Origin of the sequence: Halomonas ventosae, from assembly GCF_004363555.1 — a bacterium.
Classification (GTDB): Bacteria; Pseudomonadota; Gammaproteobacteria; order Pseudomonadales; family Halomonadaceae; genus Halomonas; species Halomonas ventosae.
Genome location: NZ_SNZJ01000004.1, coordinates 15035 through 34345 on the forward strand (window position 1 = coordinate 15035; position 19311 = coordinate 34345).

General features: G+C 65.2%; 21 protein-coding genes. 7 read left to right on the plus strand and 14 right to left on the minus strand.

The genetic code is table 11. The features are described from left to right. Positions 1-6 precede the first annotated feature (6 nt). Genes DFP85_RS04125 through flgL form a run of 4 tightly spaced genes read left to right on the plus strand, consistent with a single transcriptional unit; the run spans position 7 to position 4749 of the window. Positions 7-1080 carry a flagellar basal body P-ring protein FlgI gene (locus tag DFP85_RS04125; protein WP_243737200.1) on the plus strand — a complete coding sequence of 358 codons (1074 nt, stop codon included), beginning with the start codon at positions 7-9 and terminating at the stop codon, positions 1078-1080. Next, positions 1080-2165 (plus strand): flagellar assembly peptidoglycan hydrolase FlgJ, encoded by a 1086-nt coding sequence (gene flgJ / locus DFP85_RS04130; RefSeq protein WP_133635059.1) that lies wholly within the window; start codon positions 1080-1082, stop codon positions 2163-2165. Before DFP85_RS04125 ends, flgJ begins: the two co-directional genes overlap by 1 nt. Then, positions 2162-3820: a flagellar hook-associated protein FlgK gene (flgK, locus tag DFP85_RS04135; protein WP_133635060.1), complete on the plus strand. Its 1659-nt coding sequence runs from the start codon at positions 2162-2164 to the stop codon at positions 3818-3820. The genes flgJ and flgK overlap by 4 nt, the downstream gene beginning before the upstream one ends. A 20-nt stretch (positions 3821-3840) precedes the next feature. Then, positions 3841-4749, plus strand: coding sequence for a flagellar hook-associated protein FlgL (gene flgL, locus DFP85_RS04140; protein ID WP_424955076.1), 909 nt, complete (start codon positions 3841-3843; stop codon positions 4747-4749). A 78-nt stretch (positions 4750-4827) separates the two neighbouring features. Here flgL and fliR read toward each other — a convergent pair whose 3' ends face one another. The 13 genes from fliR to fliF form a co-directional block, all read right to left on the minus strand. After that, complete coding sequence (gene fliR, locus DFP85_RS04145) at positions 4828-5613, minus strand: flagellar biosynthetic protein FliR (protein WP_133635061.1); 786 nt, start codon at positions 5611-5613, stop codon at positions 4828-4830. Between the two features lie 7 nt (positions 5614-5620). Beyond that, positions 5621-5890: a flagellar biosynthesis protein FliQ gene (fliQ, locus tag DFP85_RS04150; RefSeq protein WP_132043779.1), complete on the minus strand. Its 270-nt coding sequence runs from the start codon at positions 5888-5890 to the stop codon at positions 5621-5623. Positions 5891-5902: 12 nt separating this feature from the next. Next, positions 5903-6601: a flagellar type III secretion system pore protein FliP gene (gene fliP, locus DFP85_RS04155; protein ID WP_133635252.1), complete on the minus strand. Its 699-nt coding sequence runs from the start codon at positions 6599-6601 to the stop codon at positions 5903-5905. A gap of 44 nt (positions 6602-6645) precedes the next feature. Beyond that, the gene (gene fliO, locus DFP85_RS04160; protein ID WP_133635062.1) at positions 6646-7050 is read right to left on the minus strand and encodes a flagellar biosynthetic protein FliO; all 405 of its coding nucleotides are present in this window, start codon (positions 7048-7050) and stop codon (positions 6646-6648) included. A gap of 5 nt (positions 7051-7055) precedes the next feature. Next, a complete protein-coding gene (fliN, locus tag DFP85_RS04165) occupies positions 7056-7514 on the minus strand; it encodes a flagellar motor switch protein FliN (protein WP_133635063.1) in 459 nt (152 codons plus the stop codon). After that, positions 7514-8521 carry a flagellar motor switch protein FliM gene (gene fliM / locus DFP85_RS04170; protein WP_133635064.1) on the minus strand — a complete coding sequence of 336 codons (1008 nt, stop codon included), beginning with the start codon at positions 8519-8521 and terminating at the stop codon, positions 7514-7516. Before fliM ends, fliN begins: the two co-directional genes overlap by 1 nt. A gap of 22 nt (positions 8522-8543) precedes the next feature. Then, positions 8544-9029, minus strand: coding sequence for a flagellar basal body-associated protein FliL (gene fliL, locus DFP85_RS04175; RefSeq protein ID WP_133635065.1), 486 nt, complete (start codon positions 9027-9029; stop codon positions 8544-8546). A 201-nt stretch (positions 9030-9230) separates the two neighbouring features. Beyond that, entirely contained in the window at positions 9231-10526 is a 1296-nt protein-coding gene (locus DFP85_RS04180; RefSeq protein ID WP_208108446.1) for a flagellar hook-length control protein FliK, read from the minus strand. 4 nt (positions 10527-10530) lie between these two features. Next, positions 10531-10995 carry a flagellar export protein FliJ gene (gene fliJ, locus DFP85_RS04185; RefSeq protein WP_133635066.1) on the minus strand — a complete coding sequence of 155 codons (465 nt, stop codon included), beginning with the start codon at positions 10993-10995 and terminating at the stop codon, positions 10531-10533. After that, complete coding sequence (gene fliI, locus DFP85_RS04190) at positions 10992-12362, minus strand: flagellar protein export ATPase FliI (protein ID WP_133635067.1); 1371 nt, start codon at positions 12360-12362, stop codon at positions 10992-10994. Before fliI ends, fliJ begins: the two co-directional genes overlap by 4 nt. Beyond that, entirely contained in the window at positions 12349-13107 is a 759-nt protein-coding gene (gene fliH, locus DFP85_RS04195) for a flagellar assembly protein FliH (protein ID WP_133635068.1), read from the minus strand. The genes fliI and fliH overlap by 14 nt, the downstream gene beginning before the upstream one ends. Beyond that, positions 13100-14119: a flagellar motor switch protein FliG gene (gene fliG, locus DFP85_RS04200; RefSeq protein WP_133635069.1), complete on the minus strand. Its 1020-nt coding sequence runs from the start codon at positions 14117-14119 to the stop codon at positions 13100-13102. The genes fliH and fliG overlap by 8 nt, the downstream gene beginning before the upstream one ends. After that, positions 14085-15893 carry a flagellar basal-body MS-ring/collar protein FliF gene (gene fliF, locus DFP85_RS04205; RefSeq protein WP_133635070.1) on the minus strand — a complete coding sequence of 603 codons (1809 nt, stop codon included), beginning with the start codon at positions 15891-15893 and terminating at the stop codon, positions 14085-14087. Before fliF ends, fliG begins: the two co-directional genes overlap by 35 nt. A 217-nt stretch (positions 15894-16110) precedes the next feature. On the opposite strand from fliF, the gene fliE reads away from it, so the two are divergent. Beyond that, positions 16111-16431 carry a flagellar hook-basal body complex protein FliE gene (gene fliE, locus DFP85_RS04210; protein ID WP_133635071.1) on the plus strand — a complete coding sequence of 107 codons (321 nt, stop codon included), beginning with the start codon at positions 16111-16113 and terminating at the stop codon, positions 16429-16431. 4 nt (positions 16432-16435) lie between these two features. Here fliE and DFP85_RS04215 read toward each other — a convergent pair whose 3' ends face one another. Continuing rightward, on the minus strand, positions 16436-16804 hold the full coding sequence (locus DFP85_RS04215) for a flagellar protein FlaG (RefSeq protein WP_133635072.1): 369 nt from the start codon (positions 16802-16804) through the stop codon (positions 16436-16438). A 105-nt stretch (positions 16805-16909) separates the two neighbouring features. Here DFP85_RS04215 and DFP85_RS04220 point away from each other — a divergent pair, with 105 nt between their 5' ends. Continuing rightward, positions 16910-17764 (plus strand): motility protein A, encoded by an 855-nt coding sequence (locus DFP85_RS04220; RefSeq protein ID WP_133635073.1) that lies wholly within the window; start codon positions 16910-16912, stop codon positions 17762-17764. Continuing rightward, entirely contained in the window at positions 17757-18791 is a 1035-nt protein-coding gene (locus tag DFP85_RS04225; RefSeq protein WP_133635074.1) for an OmpA family protein, read from the plus strand. Before DFP85_RS04220 ends, DFP85_RS04225 begins: the two co-directional genes overlap by 8 nt. Positions 18792-19311: the final 520 nt, after the last annotated feature.

Below are 19311 nucleotides of genomic sequence, written 5' to 3' on the forward strand. Positions count from 1 at the left end.
CTGCTGATGGCGTCGTGGCTGATCGCGCTCCCTGCTCAGGCTGAACGCTTAAAGGAGCTGGCGAGCTTTGCCGGCGTGCGTGACAACCAGCTGGTTGGTTACGGCCTCGTGGTGGGGCTCGACGGTACCGGTGATCAAACCATGCAGGCGCCCTTCACCGGGCAAAGCCTGACCAACATGCTGTCTCAGCTCGGAGTCACCATCCCTCCCGGCACCAATATGCAGCTGCGCAACGTCGCCGCGGTGATGGTCACCGCCGACCTGCCACCTTTTTCCCGCCCCGGTCAGCGGCTCGATATCAATGTCTCCTCGGTCGGCAACGCAGAAAGCCTGAGAGGTGGCACCCTGCTGATGACGCCCCTGAAGGGCGCCGATGGCGACACCTATGCGCTCGCTCAAGGCAATGTCCTGGTCGCGGGAGTCTCTGCCCAGGCTGGCGGGAGCAGCGTACAGGTCAATCAGCAGGCTGGAGGACGCATCGCCGGAGGAGCCCTGGTGGAACGCGAGGTGCCGCTCGACCTGGGAGCCCGCGGAGGCCTGCTGGAGCTGGAGCTTCATGACGCCGACTTTGGTACCGCACAGCGTGTCGTCAGTGCCATCAACAACGATTTCGGGCGCCCCGTTGCCGCCGCACAGAACTCCCGGGTGGTCCGACTCGATGGCCCGACGGATCCCAACAGTCGCGTCAACTTCATGGCACGCATCGAGAACCTCCATGTCACCCCGACTGCCGCCCCGGCCAGGGTCGTGCTCAACTCCAGGACCGGCTCCGTGGTGATGAACGGGGCCGTCACGCTGGGTCGTGCCGCTGTTGCCCATGGCAACCTCTCCATCGTCATCGATACCCAGTATCAGGTCAGCCAGCCCCGGGCATTTGGCGAGGGAAGAACGGTCGTGGTGCCCGACAGCGAGATCGCCATCCAGCAGCAGGATGCCTACCTGCGTGTTGTGGAAGGGGCCGACCTCAGCGAGGTGGTGAATGCCCTCAACGCACTGGGTGCTTCCCCCCAGGACCTGATGGCCATACTCGAGGCTCTCAAGGCCGCTGGTTCCCTGCGTGCCGAGTTGGAGATCATCTGATGAGTCTGCCGGACATCAGCAACCAGTTCGCCCTCGATATGCAGGGAATCCAGCGTCTCAAGCACAGCGCGGGGCGCAACCCCGATGCCGGACTTCCCGAAGCCGCGCGACAGTTCGAAGCTCTGCTGGTGAACAGGATGCTGAAAAGCATGCGCGACGCCATCCCAGAATCGGACCTGACGAACAGTTCCCAGACCCGCTTCTACACCGAGCTGTTCGACCAGCAGCTGGCCCAGCACCTTTCCGGTCGCGGCATCGGCATGGCCGACCAGCTGGTGCAGCAGCTCGGCCGTGGTGACAGCATGCCGCCAGCGAATACCGATGAACTGATCGCCGGCATCCCCCGTGGCAACCCTCTCCCGCTCACACAGGCTACCTTCCACGCGCCCGAGAACTTCCTCGAAGCCTTGGCCACCCAGGTTAATGCTGGTGCCTCTCCTGACAGAGACTCTCCGGCACTCGCCAAGGCATCACCGGCGGACAGCAAGGCCCGCGAGACAGAACTGCCACAGCATAAGCAGGGCTTCATCGATACGCTTGCCGCCCCCGCCCGGCACGCGAGCCGTGCCACCGGCATTCCGGCCGAACTGATTCTGGCCCAGGCGGCGCTGGAAACCGGCTGGGGACGTCACGGCATCCCGCGGCAGGATGGCGGGAACAGCCATAACCTCTTCGGCATCAAGGCAGGCCGACATTGGCAAGGTACCACCACGGATATCGTGACACACGAGTTCATCGATGGCCGCAGGACCCGCCTGGTCGATACCTTCCGCGTGTATGAGAGCTACGAGGATGCCTTCACGGACTATGCCCGGCTGATCAGCGATAACCCTCGCTACGCCAGCGTCCTGGCAGCCGACAGCCCGCCACAGGCCGCGCGAGCCCTCCAGCGAAGTGGCTATGCCACCGACCCGGCCTATGCCGACAAGCTGATCAGCGTGATGGCCTCACTGGGCCCCATCGAGGACACGCCATCGCGACTGGCGATGGCAGAACGCCTGTTCGGTTCAAGCCCTGCTAGCCCTAAAGATCCTGCCGTTGCGGCCGATAAGGGAAGCATTACGCGCGAGGATATAGACGCATGAGCCTCTTTAGCACCGGTATCAGCGGGCTGACCGTCGCCCGCCAGGCGCTGGATACCACTGGCAACAATATCAGCAACGCCTACACCCCCGGCTTTCATCGTGAAACAGCCAAGCTGGCCGAGGGCCAGGGTGACGGTGGCGTGCGCCTGCAGGAGGTGGAGCGCCAGTTCAACCGCTACGTATCGGCTCAGCACAATGCCTCGGTAAGTGCACTGAGCGGGTTGGAGGCATATCAGAGCCAGATCACCCAGCTGGACAACCTGCTGGGCGACCTGGAGAGCGGCCTGTCGCCGCTGATGCAGAATTTCTGCTCCGCCCTCGAGGATCTCAGCGGTGCCCCCTCCGATCCCGCAGCGCGTCAGGGGGTCATCGGCAACGCCACCACCCTGAGCGGGCAGTTCCAGGCCTTCGGCAACTATCTGGAAGAGATGCAGTCAGGCATCGAAGGCATGATTCGCGACGAGGTCAATCAGATCAACACGACAGCCGACAAGCTGGCTACGCTGAATCGCGAGATCTCCCTGGCACGAGCCAGTGCCGGCTCGGCCCCTAACAGTCTGCTCAACCAGCGTGATCAGGCCGTCGCCGAGCTCAGCGAGCACCTGAACGTCACGCTGCAGATCCAGGACGGCAAGAGCTACAACGTTTACCTGCCCACCGGCCAGGCATTGGTGGCGGGCACCCAGGTCTACAAGCTGGACGTGATGAACTCGGGCAGCGACCCCCAGCGCCTCGTCGTGGGGTACCAGGAGTCCCGCGACAACCTCGCGGAGGTCAATGAGCAACGACTGTCAGACGGCAGCCTGGGTGGGCTGCTCGCCTTCCGCCGCGACAGGCTCGATCGGGCACAGAACCAGATCGGCCAGATGGCCGTCGCTTTGGGGGAGAGCTTCAATGCACAGCATCGTAGTGGCATCGACCTGAACGGGAACCAGGGCGGTGACATGTTCACACTCGGGAGCCCCCTCGCCTACGCCCACGAGCGCAATGTCGGTTCTGCCGCACCTAGCGTGACGCTGGGCGAGTTTCACCTGGATCAGGAAGACAAGCCACTCGATGACCTCAGCCGGCTGACAACCTCCGATTACGAAATCCGCGTCGTTGATGGCGAGCCGTCGATCCAGCGTCTGGATAGCGGCACCTCGCTCGCGGGTGAGGAATACCTTTACGACCAGGCCGCCGGCACCCTGACCTTCGACGGCATGACCGTCAGCTTCAACGGCACCCTGGCAGAAGGTGACCGCTTCCTGGTGCAACCCACCAAGCAGGCCGCCCTGGGAATGACCAACCAGATACAGGATACCCGGCAGATTGCCACCGCCCAGGAGGGTGGGCTGAGTGGCGACAACCGTAACGCCCTGGCGCTCCAGCAGCTCCAGTTCGAGCCGCTGGTGGGCAATGAAGCCACCATCAGCCAGAGCTACGCCGCCATGGTGAGCGATGTCGGCAATCAGTCCCATGTGATCGAGGTCAACGCCAAGTCCCAGCAAGCCATGACCCAGCAGCTGCGCGCCATGCAGCAGGCCGAGTCGGGCGTCAACCTGGATGAGGAAGCCGCCAACCTGATCCGTTATCAGCAGTTCTACCAGGCCAACGCCAAGGTGATCGAGACCGGGACCACCATCTTCGACACCCTGCTCAGCCTGCGCACCTGATCACGAATAGAGAGACCATCATGATGCGTGTCAGCAGCGTGGCCATGTTCGAGCAGAACGTCGCCAACCTGAATCGCCAACAAAGCGAATTCCTCAAGGTGGGGGATCAGTTCGCCACCGGGCGTCGCGTCGTCCGGCCCTCGGATGATCCTCAGGCGGCGTCGCGCGCCGTGGGTGTGTCGCAGTCCATGGCCGTGAACGAGCAGTTCAGCGATGCCCGGATCAGTGTCCGCAACAGCCTGGGGCAGACCGAGGGGGCGCTGGAAAGCATGACCAACGCTGTGGTCCGTGCTCGTACCCTGGCCGTTCAGGCGGCAAGCGACACCCTCAGTCCCGCGGATCGCGCCTCGCTGACGAGTGAGCTGAAGGGCATCCTGGAAACCATGCTGGGTCAGGCCAACGCAACAGACGGCAACGGCAGCTACCTGTTTGGTGGCTACCGTGACGACTCGCCCCCCTTTACCCGCGATGCCACCGGCGCCATCGCCTACCAGGGAGATGAGCTCGTGAGGGAGCAGCGCGTCGACAGCTCGCGCCACATGCAGGTGGGCGAATCGGGCGAGGCGCTGTTCGGCCAGATGTTCGACACCATGCAAGGTTTCGTCACTGCCATGGAGGCTCCGCGGGATACCCCTGCTGAGCGCGACGCTGCACGCGGCGCCATCGATGCCACGTTACGCGATCTCGACACCAGCCTGGATACGTTGCTGACCCGCAGGGCGTCGGTAGGCGCGCGCCTCAATGAGCTCGACTCTCTGGATACCATCGGCGGCAACCGTACCTTGAACTACGAGCGGACGCTGTCGGACCTGATCGACCTCGATTACGTCGAGGCTGCCGCCGAGTACAGCCTCCGTCAGGTAGGGCTGCAGGCCGCCCAGCGCTCCTTTGTCGATGTTCAGAAGATGTCGCTCTTCAACTACATGTGACTTTCATCGTTCCGGTCCCTCCCTGTGACCGCTTTGGGCGCCCTGGTGGCGCCCTTTTTTTTGCTGGCATTGCCTGGCTCAACCGGCCAGCGCCATCAGCAGCTGCTCCAGCGTGGCGATGCCTTGACTGAAGACCCGCTGCAGGAAGGCGCCTAGATCGGTCATCAGCACGGTCAGCAGCAGCAGGCCCACCGTCAGAGAGGTGGGAAAGCCAATATTGAAGACGGTCAGTTGAGGGGCGGAGCGGTTCAGCACCCCCAGAGAGAGGCTGATGATGAGCAGGGCACCCACAACCGGTAACGCGAGCAGCATGCCGGCCACGAAGATCGTCCCGCCATAGCGCACCAGAAGCTCGAAGCCATCGGGGTTCAGCCCATGAGCGCCGACCGGCAGCACCTGAAAGCTCTTGGCCAGGACCTCAAGAACCATCAAATGGCCATTGAACGCCAGGAACATGAGCAGCGTCAGCATGTACAGGAAGCGTGACAGCACCATGGTATTGGTGCCCGTGTCCGGCGAGAAGAATGTCGCGAACGCCAGCCCCATCGAGAGTCCGATGAACTCCCCCGCGGCCTGCACCACCACCAGTGTCACTCGCATCACCAGCCCCATGGCTACGCCGATCAGCAGCTGCTCGATCATGATCCCCAGGCCCGCCCAGGAGACGATGGGCACTTCTGGCATGGGAGGAAGGCCGGGCGCGATGACCACGGCAAGCAGGAGGGCAAACAGCACCTTCACCTGGTTCGGCACGCTGGAGTGCCCCCATAGCGGACCAGCCAGCAGCAGGCCGGTGACGCGTACCATTGGCCACAGCAAGGCCACCAGCCAGCCATGCAGCTGGGCGAAGCTTACCTCCACCATGGCACGCTCACATGATCATCGCCGGAAATCCGGTGAAGATCTCTCGGGTGAAGTCCAGGATCCGCTTCAAGAGCCACGGCCCCGTCAGGACCAGCACGGCGAAGACGGCCAGGATCTTGGGAATGAAGGAGAGCGTCATCTCGTTGATCTGGGTGGCCGCCTGAAACAGGCTGACCAGCAACCCCGAGCCGAGGGCGACCAGCAGCAGAGGGCCCGCCAGCCACAGGGATACCTGCATCCCCTGATACGCCAACCCCATCACCATTTCCGGCGTCATGGCCACCTCCTGCTAGACGTAGAAACTCTCGGCCATCGAGCCGATGATCAGCTGCCAGCCATCTACCAGAACGAACAGCATCAGCTTGAACGGCAGGGAAATCGTGGCCGGGGGCACCATCATCATGCCCAGCGCCATCAGCACGCTTGCCACCACCAGGTCGATGATCAGGAACGGGATGAAGAGCATGAAGCCAATCTGGAATGCCGTCTTGAGTTCACTGGTCACGAAGGCCGGCAACAACACACGGAAGGGCACGTCCTCGGGGCCCTGGAAGGGGCCCACGTCGGCAAGACCGGCAAACATGGCAAGATCCGGTTCACGCGTCTGTGCCAGCATGAACTCGCGAAACGGCTGGCTGGCGAGCGGCAGAAACTCGCTGAAGTCGAGCTCGTCGGCACTAAGGGGTACCCAGGCCGTTTCGTAGACCTCCCCCAGGACCGGCGCCATGATGAAGAAGGTCAGGAACAGCGCCAGCCCCAGGAGTACCTGGTTGGGCGGGGTCGACTGAGTTCCGATGGCCGTTCTCAGCAGGCTCAGCACGATGATGATGCGGGTGAAGCTGGTCATCATCAGCACGGCCGCCGGCAGGAAGGCCAATGAGCTCAGGAAGAGCAGCGTCTGCAAGGAGAGCGACCACTGCTGGCCACCGTCCTCCAGCGGTCGCGAGACCAGCCCCGGAATCTCCTGGGCCAGTGCTGGAGACACCATCAGCACGGCAAGACAGAGCCCCAGGAGCAGTCGACTGGATGCCCTCACTGTCGCCCCCCGGGGGCCTGCCGGCCCAAGGCACTCGCCAGGCGCTGCGCAAATCCCGACGGCTCGGACGTTGAGACCGCCGAGCCATCGGCCAGCGGCGGCGAAGGGAGCGACTCGAGGTGGGACACCCGGCCGTTGCCGACGCCCAGCACCAACCAGCGGTCCTGCACCTCCACCACCACCACTCGCTCACGACTCCCCACCGGGGTCGCGGCCACCACCTTGACCGCCCCCTGGGCATTGCGACCGGCGCCAAGCCGTAACAGCACCAGGCGGCAAAGAAAGATGATGCCCACGATCACCGCCAACGCCATGGCAACCTTGCCCAGCGCCGCCATGCCCATCAGCGCATCGCCGCCAGCGAGGGCGGCGTTGGATGCGGGCTCCTCCACAGACGTCATGGCCGTCACCGGTTCAACTTCTGCACGCGTTCCGAGGGCGTGATGATCTCGGTGATACGAATGCCGTACCGGTCATCCACCACCACGACCTCGCCCTGAGCGATCAGGTAGTCGTTGATCAGGATATCCATCGGCTCGCCTGCCAGGCCGTCGAGCTCGATCACGGACCCCTGTGCCAGTTCCAGCAGCTGTTTGATGGTGACCCGGGTCCGACCCAGCTCCACCGTCAGCCTGACCGGAATGTCCATGATCATGTCCAGATCACGGACCGCTCCCTTGGCGGCATCACGCTGCAAGGGACGGAACACCTGCCCTCCCCCAATGCGCGCGCTGGCCGCGTCCTCCTCGGCTACCGCGTCTTCCCAGGGATCGGGCTCCGATGCCCCGGTGGCCTGATCGTCATCGGGCAACGGTTGGGACTCCTGCTCATCCGCTGACTGCTCAGCATCGCGTCGATCTGTCATCAAGATTCCTCGCTCTTGCCATCGGCATCATGATCCAGCAGCCGCAGGACCCTGAGCGCACGTTGTTCATCGAGACTGCCGTAGTCGCACTCCATCACCGGCACTTCATCCACACGCGCCATCACGGTGTCGGGCAACTCCAGCGGCAGTACATCGCCCACCTTGAGTGACAGCACCTCGTCCAGGCGCAGCGGCAGCGAGGCGAAATCCGCAGCCAGCTCGACCTCGGGGCGGTGCAGCTCTCTCGCGAGCCGTTGCGACCAGCTCTTGTCGCTTTCGCCCCGCGAGTCGGCCATGGGGTTGGTCAGGAGGTCATGCAGCGGTTCCAGCATCGAGTAGGGCATCACGATCTGGAAGTTGCTCGACAGACTCCCCACTTCCATATGGAAGGTATTGGCCACCACCACTTCGGTGGGCGAGGTGGTGATGCTGGCAAACTTGACCTGCACCTCCGAGCGCAGATAACCCACCTGGATGGGGTACACGGCTTGCCAGGCCTCCTGATAGGCCTCCATCGCCAGCTTCAGCAGCCGTTGGATGATTCGCTGCTCGGTCGTGGTGAACTCACGCCCATCGGTTCGCGACAGGAAACGACCGTCCCCGCCGAACATGTTCTCGACCACCATGTACACCAGCTCGGGGGGAAACATCACGAGCCCGGTACCGCGCAGCGGCTGCATGGAGATCAGGTTGATATTGGTGGGCACCTGGACCTGGCTGGAAAACTCGCCGTAGCTCAGGTAGCGCGCCGAATCCACCACCCCGATATCGGCAGTCCGCCGAATCAGGTTGAACAAGCTCATCCGGAAGTTGCGCGCAAATCGCTCATTGATGATGTCCAGCGCGTGGAGGCGCTCGCGGATGACACGGTGCTGCGTTGCCGGGTCATAGGGACGTATGCGACTCCGCGGCCGAGGCGGCGGTGCCGGCGAGCTGACGCGCTGCTCCACCACATCGCGCAGCAGAGCATCGATTTCTTCCTGCGACAGCAGATCGTCTTCGGCCATGATTACCCTACTGGCTGCACCATCACTGGATGACAAACTCGGTGAACAGGACTTCTTTCACCTGGGTGGCGGCCAGGCGCTCATTGAAAGGCTCGTCGAACAGTGCCAGGACCTTCTCCGCCAGCGCCTGGCGCCCGCCGCTGGCCAGCAGCGCCTCGTCCTCTTGCTCACCCAGCAGCATCAGCAGGCGACTCCTCAGCAGCGGCCGGTAGTCCTCGATCTGCTGCCTGCTCTGTTCGCCTGCGACCCCCAGGGTGATCACGACATAAAGGAGCCGATCGTCGTACTGCGAGCTCTGGAGGTTCACGGTGAAGGGCTCCAGGGCCACATAGTGCGGCGGTGCCGGTACCTGCTCGGTTGCCGGCCCTTCCTCAGGCTCCGAAGCCTGGGTCTTGCCCGACTGGCTCCACAGCACATAGAGGTTGGCGCCCCCGGCGCCCAGCGCCAGCACCAGCAGCAGGACCACCAGCATCAGCCCCTTGCGGGAGCTTCCCTTGTTCTTTGCCATTCGCTCGTCGACTCGACTCAACAGTGAAGATCAGATGGCTGCCAGTATGTGGTGTGGCGCCCTGGCAGCAAGGCGTGAACAGCGCCGTGTATTGAGGCTTTCTTGCTCCTTTGTCCCGGACCGGGCCCTTCGGCACTGGTCAGGGGCCTGACACAGGATGCGCCCGTCCCGACCCAGCAGATTGGCACTTCCTCCTGCTGGCTATGCGTAGAGGTCAACCTTGCCGTCAAGGCGAACCACTGTGGTGGGCTGGGCTAGCGGCTCCATACCGGACTCAGCGGAGCCGCCTGCCGACCCCGCACTGGCGATACCTGCCCGGCCAGGATGGTGCTCCTGCTGCCCGGCAAACGCCTGGCCCTGCTCACCGACGCTTGCCTCCCCGAGCTGGATGCCCTGCTCGGCCAGGGCCTCTCGCAGCTGGGGCAGCGCCATCTCAAGCGCCTGGCGCACCTGGGCATTGGCCGCCAGGAAATGTGCCTGAGCCCCCTGCTCCGCCACTTTCAAGCTGACGGTGAGAGGGCCGAGCTCGGCCGGATGCAGAGAGAGCTCCATGCTCTGCTGGCCATGCCGCGTCATCTGTACCACCTGCTGTCCCAGCTGCTGCTCCCATTCGGGGCTAGCCACCGTGGCGGACAACCACCCGCCGGCAGGCTGGGGAGCTCCCGCGGCGGGAGACGATGAATGGAGTGCGCTGGACTGGGCACCCATAAGGGGTGAAGCCGATGTCGTCGCCCCTTCCGTCCCGACCCCAGCCGATGACTGTGCCGATACGATCGCTTCGAATGAACGCAGCGGCGATGCCTCAGGCGATACGCCGCTGGCGAGCGACGCCACCGATGATGGTACGGCATCGACACGCTCCCCCCTCGGGACCGACATCCCTTCCGCCATTTGGCGATGCTCGAGCAGCTGGTTCAGCAGCGGAGCGGCATCGGAGCCGGGCGCTTGCAAGCTATTGGGAAGACCACCAGCAGCCGAGGTCTTCTGAGTGTCATGCAGCGCCTTGGTCGCTGAGGCACCACCGAGCTCACCAGCCAGTCCTGAGGCCACAGCTACCTGGAACCCCGCCTGAGCAGCCTCGGTGCCCGCGTTCTGCTCGGCCAGATTCTTCATCGACGCCAGGTGGCGGATATCCTCGGTGACACCGGTCGGCCCCCCCTGTTCGGGAGCCGGGAGCGGCATCAGCGACTCGGGAGCCCAATCGGTTTCCAGGGCCGGCTCATCCAGCGAATCAGCCACTGAACCGGGGTCGAGCATCGGATGTCCCGTCGGGGTCGCCGACATGTCGACGGCGGAAGTGGTCGGCAAGGCGGCGAGCCGCCCCGCGAGTCTCTGCAACGGCGGCTCGGCTGCCTGTTCACCGGCCGCCCCGCCCAGGGGACGCAGCTGCTGGAACACCTCGGCGAAGCTACCCGAGGCCTCGCCTCGGGCGGGCTGGCCCGCCACCTTTCCCGGGTTAGCAGAGAGCATCTGTGCCAGGGGAGTAAGCTTGATCACGGCATTAACCCTCGGAGTGTGCCCCGCGGGCACGCAGCACGGTTTGCATCGCGATCTCGTCGTGCTGACGACGCTCGCGACGCTCCTGTTGGATGGAGAGTTCATTGGCGCGACGTTGCGCCAGGGTGTCGTAGCTGGACAGCTGCCGCTGCTGCTGTTGCCACTGCTCACGACTTGCCTGCACCCGGCCACGCTGTTCGTCCAGCACCCGCTGGGCGCGGCACCAGGCATCGTCCAGCGAGATCATGAACTGCTGATAGTTGTAGAGGCGCGTGGTGGTCATGCCATCGCGCATCGCCTCCTGGAGGCGCCGCGCGTATTCATCTCGGTACTGCGCCAAGGCCTCGACCTGCGCCGCCACCTGCTGTTCGCTGCGCTGGTCGCGCCCCAGCTCGATGGCCGCCTTGTCACGCGCCTCACGGGCGAGCTCGGTCAAGGTATCCAGCGGCGTCTTGGCGGTATGACTCATGCATTCCCCCCGAACAGCTCTGCCAACTGACGACGGGCCCCATCAAGGTCCGACACATCGTTCATGCCCTGCTGAAGGAAGGCCTCGAGGCGCGGATATGCCTGAACGGCCTGATCGAGCAGGGCATCATGTCCCGGGCTGTACGCCCCCACGCTGATCAGGTCCCGATTACGCTGATAGCGCGCGAACAGCTGCTTGAAACGCTGCGCCATCTGCTGCTGACGGTCATCCACCACCGCGTTCATGGCTCGGCTGATCGACGCCTCGATATCGATGGCGGGATAGTGGCCAGACTCGGCCAGCGAGCGGGACAGCACCACATGCCCATCGAGGATCGCGCGCGCCGAGTCGGCGATAGGGTCCTGCTGGTCGTCGCCCTCGGTCAGCACGGTGTAGAACGCCGTGATCGAGCCGCTGCCGTACTCCCCGTTGCCGGCCCGCTCCACCAGGGCCGGCAGCTTGGCGAAGACCGAAGGCGGATACCCCTTGGTGGCCGGCGGCTCGCCGATGGCCAGGGCGATCTCGCGCTGGGCCATGGCGTAACGGGTCAGGGAATCCATGATCAGCAGCACGTTGCGGCCAGCGTCACGGAAGTGCTCGGCCAGCCGTGTGGCATAGGCGGCACCCTGCAGGCGCTGCAGCGGCGAGGTATCCGCGGGGGCCGCCACCACCACGGCACGTCGGCGCCCCTCCTCACCCAGGATATTGTCGATGAAGTCCTGGACCTCTCGCCCACGCTCGCCGATCAACCCCACCACGATGACATCCGCGCGGGTGAAGCGTGCCATCATGCCCAGCAATACCGATTTACCCACGCCGGAACCGGCGAATAGCCCCATGCGCTGCCCGCGACCGACGCTCAGCAGCGCATTGATGGCCCGGATCCCCACATCGATCGGCGCGGCGATCGGCGCCCGCCGCAGCGGATTGACCGGCGGAGAAGCGAGCGGCGCGTGCTGGCCCTCGTCGAGCTCACCAAGCCCATCCAGGGGGCGGCCGTTGCCGTCCACCACGCGCCCAAGCAGCGCCTCGCCCACCGGAAAGCGACGGGCGCTGGCCCGCCCCTCGCCGAGTGGGAAGACCCGCGCTCCGGGCACCAGGCCATGCAGCTGCCCCAGCGGCATCAGGTAGACACGCTCGCCGGAGAACCCCACCACCTCGGCCTCGGCGGTCTCCGTCTGCCCCGGCTCGTTGAGCTCGATACGACAGGCGCTGCCCAGCGGCAACCGCAGCCCCACGGCTTCCAGTACCATGCCGGTCGCCCGCACGATGCGCCCGGAACCCCGGAAGCTGGACAGCCGTTCGACCCGCTCGCCGACACGGTCGAGGGCGAGCTGCCACTGCTCGATGTGCTCAGCCGCGCTCATCGCCCGCTCCGTTACTGGTGTTTACTGCGCTGGAACGCCCGCGGACCTGCGCACGGATCGACTCCCAGCGGGTCTCCAGGGTGGCGTCGAGCTCGCCGCTCCGACTGGTCACCCGGCAGCCACCCCGCGAGATCGCATCATCGGGCTGCAGCGTCCAGCCGGCGGCCTCAAGCTCGGCGCCCAGCACCTCCTCTACCAGCCCCAGGTCTTCGGGGTGCAGCCACAGGCGCGGATGACCCAGCGGCTCGGGCTCGGCATGCAGCAGGGCTCTGACGCTCTCCAGCACCTGCTCCGGTGATGCCTGAAGCGCCTCGCCGGCGAGCTTGCGCCCCACGGTGAGTGCCAGGGTCACCAGACGGTTGGCGACCTCCTCGTCAAGCCGCGCCAGGGCCTGCCGGAAGCTATCTGCCAGGTCGGCCACCGGCGAGAGGGCCTCCCTGAGCTCTCTCTCAAGTTCCTTGTGGGCTGTTTCGCGAGCTTCCGCCAGCCCCTGGGCCATGCCCTCTCGGTGCCCTTCTTCCTGCCCTTGGGCAAAACCGGCCTCGTAGCCGGCCCGGCGTGCCTGCTCCTGCTCCTCCGCCAGGGCCCGCTCCCGCGCCTGGCGCAGATGCTCATCGGCTTGCGCCTGGCGCGCCGCATCGCGAGCCTGGATCTCGGCTTCCGCCTGGGCACGGCGGCGCTCGGGCAGGCTGAGCGCCTCCATCTCCCAGCGTCGCCAGGCGCTGCCATGGGCCCGCTCAGACATAGGTCTCCTCGCTGGTGTTCATCATGATCTCGCCGCCATCCAGCATCCGCCGGGCGATCTGCACGATCGCCTTCTGCTCCGCCTCGACCTGGGAGAGGCGCATCGGCCCCCGCGCATCGATGTCCTCACGCAGCAGCGCGGCAGCTCGCTGCGACATGTTGCGGGTGAACTTGTCCAGCACCGTCTCGGGAGCACCCTTGAGGGCCACCACCAGGGAGTTGTTGTCCACCTCCCGCATCAGCAGTTGGATACCCTGGTCGTCGATGTCGAGCAGGTTCTCGAACAGGAACATCTCGTCGACGATGTCCTGGGCCAGGTCGTCGCTGTGGGCCCGCACCGACTCGATCACCATCTCCTCGAGCGAGGCATTCATCAGGTTGAGGATCTCGGCGGTGGTCTTCACGCCGCCCATCTTGCTGCGCTTGAGGTGCTGGCCGGCCAGCATGCGATTGAGCACCTCGGTCAACTCCTGCAACGCCGCCGGTTGCACGCCGCTGAAGGTCGCGATCCTCAGCACCACGTCATCGCGCAGCTCATCGCTGAACTGCTCCAGCACGCGTGCCGCCTGGGGACGCTCCAGGTGAACCAGGATGGTGGCGATGATCTGGGGATGCTCATCGCGGATCAGCTCGGCCACGGCGGAGGCATCCATCAGGTTCAGGGCATCCAGCCCCGAGCTGGGCCCATGGGAATCCATGATGTCCTCGAGCAGGCTCGAGGCCCGCTCATCGCCCAGCGCCTTGCCGAGCACGTTGCGCAGGTGCTCGGTATCCGCATTGAGGTTGACCGCCCCCAGCGCCTCGGACTCCTTGAAGAAGGTATCCAGCATGGCCTTCATCTCCATGGCATCGATGTGATCCATCTGGGTCATCATCTGGCTGATGCGCTGGATCTCTCCCGGTGAGAGGTGCTTGAAGACCTCGGCCGCCCCATCGTCGGGCAGCGACAGCATGAGCATCGCCGCCCGGCGCGCACCGTCACCTTTGCGGTTGATCGTGATCTGGCTCTTCATGCTCATCCTTCTTCAACCAGCTGCGCAGCACCATTGCCACCAGCCGCGGGTCGTCGGCCACCAGGTGATGCAGTTCCTCGAGCTGTTCGGCATAGGGGGAGGCCCGCCGGCGACGCTCGCGTGCCGCACGGCGCGCTGCCTCCTCTTCACGCCGGGCCTCCTCGCTGGCGGCCTCACGGGCCGCCTCTTGCGACTCGGCATCATCACCAATCTCTGCGTCATCCTCGCCGACAGTCACGTTCACTCGACTACCCCGCTGCACGGGCTCGCTACCCGCCAGATGGCGCTTGAGCAGCGGACGCAGCAGCAGCCAGTACAGCAGTACCGCCGCCAGGATCACCAGCAGATAGCGGGCGAATCTCATCAGCAGGTGATAGACCTCGGCCGTTTCCCACCAGGCCAGCGGCTGGGCGCTTTCGTCCAGCACGAAGGGACTGTTGACCACCTCCAGCTGATCGCCCCGAGTTGGAGAGAACCCCATGGCCTGGCGCACCAGGCGCTGCACCTGATCCAGCTCCTCCGCCGGCAGCGGTACCACCTCGCTGTCGCCGCCTTCTTCTCCCGGCACCTCGCGGTAGTTGACCACCACGGCCACGGAAAGCCGCTCCACCTCGCCGAACTGGTGGGTGACATGGGCGACGGTGCGATCGACCTCATAGTTGACGACACGATTCTGGTTGAAGCGCGTGGGACCGCTTGTCTCTTCCTGCGTCTCGCCCTCCTCGGGCTCCGCTTCATCCTCCTCCGTGCCGGGAAACTCGATGGGCGAGGCGGCCACACCCGGCGGCGTATTGCTCAAGGCCCCGGGCACGCCCCCGACCCAGGCCTCGTCACCGGCGAGGTCCGTACTGTCCTGCAGGCTGCGCACGCTCGCCGAGCCGGGGGCCTGGTTAGGCGCATAGCGCTCGGAGGTTTCCTCCCGGCGCGTGAAGTCCACCTCGGCGGTGACCTGGGCCTTGACGTTTTGCCGCCCGTAGATGGGTACCAGGATGCGTTCGATGCGCTCCTGGTAGGCTCGCTCGATCTCCCGCACATAGCTCAGGCGGGAACCATCCACCACATCGTCACCGGCGCCACCCTGGCGAGAGAGCAGACGGCCTCCCTCGTCGACGACCGTGACATTCTCCGCCGCCAGCTCGGGCACGCTGCTGGCCACCATGTGCACGATGGCATCCACCTGCCCCTCACCCAGCTGCCGGCCCGGTTGCAGGTGGACCACCACCGATGCCTTGGCCGCCTCCCGCTCGCGAACAAACACCGACTGGCGCGCCATGGAGAGATGGACACGCGCCCGCATCACCGGCCCCAACGACTCGATGGAGCGTGTCAACTCCCCCTCCAGGCTGCGCTGGAAGTTCACCTGCTCGGCGAACTGGCTGATCCCGAAGGCCTGGTTGTCCATCAGCTCGAAGCCGAGGTTTCCGCCACGCGGCAGCCCCTGCTCGGCCAACTGCAGACGCAGCTGATGCACCTGGTCACTCGGCACCAGGATGGCGCGACCGCCATCGCTGATCTGGTAGGGCACGCCACGGGTCTGCAGCTCATTGATTACCTGGCCACCGTCGGCCTCCTCCAGGTTGCTGTAGAGAACTCGGTAATCAGGGCTTTGTGCCCACAGCAGCAGGACCACCACCACCGCCAGCACCGCGGCGCCGAGCACCAGCAGCGGCACCAGGGTGCTGCCGCGCAGCTGAGCCTGCACGCGCTGCCACGCCGACTGACCGCTCGACGCCTCCTTGTGTTGCGGCTGACTGGCCGAAGCCCCTTCGCTCATCCACGCCTCGTCTCGAATCTCGATCACTGCCCGAACGACAGGCAAAGCTTTGATGGCTGCCATTATCCCTGGCGTCATCTTGAGCAAAGGGGAAATAACGCCACGATTTATGGCGCATTTGCCGGCATACCCGGTTGCGAGTGGCTGCTAGCCTTGGCTCACATCCAGAGAACCGCGCCCGGCCAACGCCGCCAGGCGCCCCGTGGGGAGAGGAAACGTGAGCACGGAAGGTATCCAGTCGGCGCTGCAGCAGATGCAGAGCCTGGCCACCCAGGCGAGCACCGTACCCCGCCTCGACCGCTCCGATACGGTCCAGGGCGGCTTCGCCAGCGAGCTCCAGGCATCGATTGAGCGCATCAATGCGCTACAGCAGACGGCGCGCACCCAGTCCATGGACTTCCAGGCCGGCAAGCCGGGCGTGGCCCTCAACGATGTCGTGGTCGACATGCAGAAGGCCAGCGTGGCATTCGAGATGGGCGTGCAGGTACGCAACAAGCTGGTCTCGGCCTACCGCGACATCATGAACATGCAGGTGTAGGCATTCAGGCGCTGGAGGAGAAGAGGATGCCGCGCACCTCCTCCAGGCGCTCGGCCAGGCGCAGCGTCTCCTCGGCGGGAATCTGGCGAATCACCTCTCCGGTCTCCTGATCGGTGACCCGCACTACCGGCGGCGAGGATGGCTTCTCGATATGAAACTGGACCCCATACTGGCGCATCACCGAGTTGATGCGTTGCAGGGGCTCCACCAGCGACTCCGCTGCCACCGCGGGGGCACGTTTGGCGGCTTCGGCCTGTGCCGACCCCGCCGCCGGCAGCTGCTTGAGTACCACTTCCATGCGCTGACGCGGCGTCAGCTCGGCCAGGGAGGCCGGTAATGTCGAGGACGACACGTTCGAGAGGGGATGGGACATGGCACAACTTCCTTTCGTAAACCCGAAACGCCCTCCGAGCAGACGCGTGGAAGGCTCCGAATACTCTATCGGCTCCATACACTCCAACTTGAGCGGTACCCAGCGATGAATCCATCCACCCTGATCGGTATCGCCGCCAGCCTGCTGCTGCTGGCCGGCGTCCTCATCCTGAGCGTCGACCCGGCGGCCACCTTCCTCAACCTGCCCGGCCTGGTCATCGTGCTGGTCGGCACCCTGGCCGCTGGCTTCATCAGCTACCCGCTGCGCGAGGTGGTGCGCGTCACCCGCCTGGTCGCGCTGATCTTTCGCCACGAGCACAGCCAGGCGGAGCAAGACATCCAGGACCTCGTCCACCTGGCCCGCCTGTGGTGCTCGGGAGACGTGCGCGGCGTGGAACGCATGCTGGCCTCCGTCCCCAACCCCTTCCTGCGCACCGGGGTGGAGCTGCTGATCGCCAACACCCCCGAGCACGAGATCCTCGACCTGCTCCACTGGCGCATCGCCCGACTCAAGGCACGCGAGCGGGCCGAGGCGCAGATCTTCCGCACCCTGGCCCTCTACGCCCCAGCCTTCGGCATGCTGGGCACCCTGGTCGGGCTGGTGAACATGCTGGCCACTCTGGATACCAGCGATATCGGTGTCATCGGCGGGCACATGGCCACTGCCCTGCTCAGCACCTTCTACGGCATCGTGCTCGCCAACCTGATCCTCAAGCCCATCGCGGTGAAGCTGGAGCGACGCACCGAGGAACGCCTGATCCTGATGAACATGATCCTCGAGGGCATCTCGATGATGTCGCGCCGCCGCCTGCCGGCCTTCATCGAGGAGACGCTGCGGGCGTTCATCGTCGACCATAGCGATGAGCTGAGCGACGCGCCCGACGGACTCTCGCGCCGGCCACTGACCACCAAGCCCGAGCGAGAACCGGCCCATACTCCCGCGGAGTCACCGAATGCCTGAACGGCACGCTCGGGGGCCGCAGCGCCATGCCCAGATCCTCGCCGATGACCCGGGCGGCGAGAGCCCCGTCGGCTGGATGGTGAGCTACCTGGACATGATGACGCTGATGGTGGCGCTCTTCGCGCTGCTGCTGGTCAGCCAGGGAGCCACTCGACTCAGAGCCGAACCTCACGCCTCGGGAGCGGCGACGGTAGAGGCAGCAAGCCTTGCGGACGACGCCATGGCGGCGGCCGTGGCCATCGCCACGCCGCGGGAAGCACCTCCCGAGCCGCCGCGGATTGCCCCCAAGGCAATCGACGCCGCCACGCAGTTGGCGGCACACACGCCCCAGCGCCCCACCGTGCCTCCCACGCTGCTGGCGCAGCCTCGCTGGAAGCCACCGGAGCTGGGGGCCCTGATTGCCCGGCGGATCGTCGCATCTCGCAAGGCCCCTACAGCGACGGAGGCAAAGACCCCGCTGCCGATAGAGCTGCAGAACACCCTGACCCCGCACAGCATGGCCGAGGAGCGGGTCGCCGTGGTGCTTGCCGAGTCGCCGCCCGCCAACAGCCGACGTCTCTCGCCCACCGCCGTCGCGCAGGCGCGGCGAATCGCCGAGATGGTCGAGGCCCGCCGCGACGAGATTCGCCGGCTGCCAAGCCTCGAGGGCATCGAGGTGACCCGTGTGGCCGAGGGTCTCAACCTGCGCATCCAGGACCGCCTGCTGTTTCGCAGCGCCTCCGACGAGCTGACCGAAGCCGGCACCGAGGTGGTGGAGCGCCTGGTGGACATCCTCCAGCGCTACGAGGGCACCGTATCGGTGGAGGGACACACCGACAGCCAGCCCATTCGCACATCGCGCTTCCCCTCCAACTGGGAGCTCTCGACGGCACGCGCGCTGGCGATCGTGCACCAGCTGCGGCAGGCCGGCATCGCCATTGAGCGCCTTCGTGCCATCGGCTATTCAGATACTCGCCCATTGGCCGATAACGCTTCTGCAGAAGGGCGTGCACGCAATCGCAGAGTCGAAGTCGTGGTTCACCTGTAGCACGCCTGAAGAGGACAACCCGGATTCTGACGAGGGAGCATGCATAGCGAATCGGCAACGCGGACAGCAGCGGCAACACCAGGCATCAAGGAGACATCCCTCAGCACTACCATGGAAGAGGCCCTCAGGCAGCTAGTCGCTGGTTTCCAGGAGGCCGGGAGCACACGCAGCTTCACACCAATGCTGAAACGCCTGGCATCCATCCTCGACGTCGACCACGCCCTGATCGCTGAAATAGAGGCAACGACTCGCCAGGCGCTCACTCTCGCCTGCTGGTCAGCGACGGGACCCAAAGACCCCTTCACCTACGCACTGGCAGGAACTGCCTCCGAAAGGGTCCTGAGCCAGGAAGCCTGCCATTATCCCGAAGGGGTGTGCTCGCTGTTTCCCGAGGACCGCCTGCTGGCAAGACTGAATGCACAGGGCTATTACGGCATTCCCATCCTGGCGCCCGGTGGCGGGCTGATAGGCCTGATGGCACTCATGCACAATCGCCCGCTTCAGCTGCCGGCATTAGCCA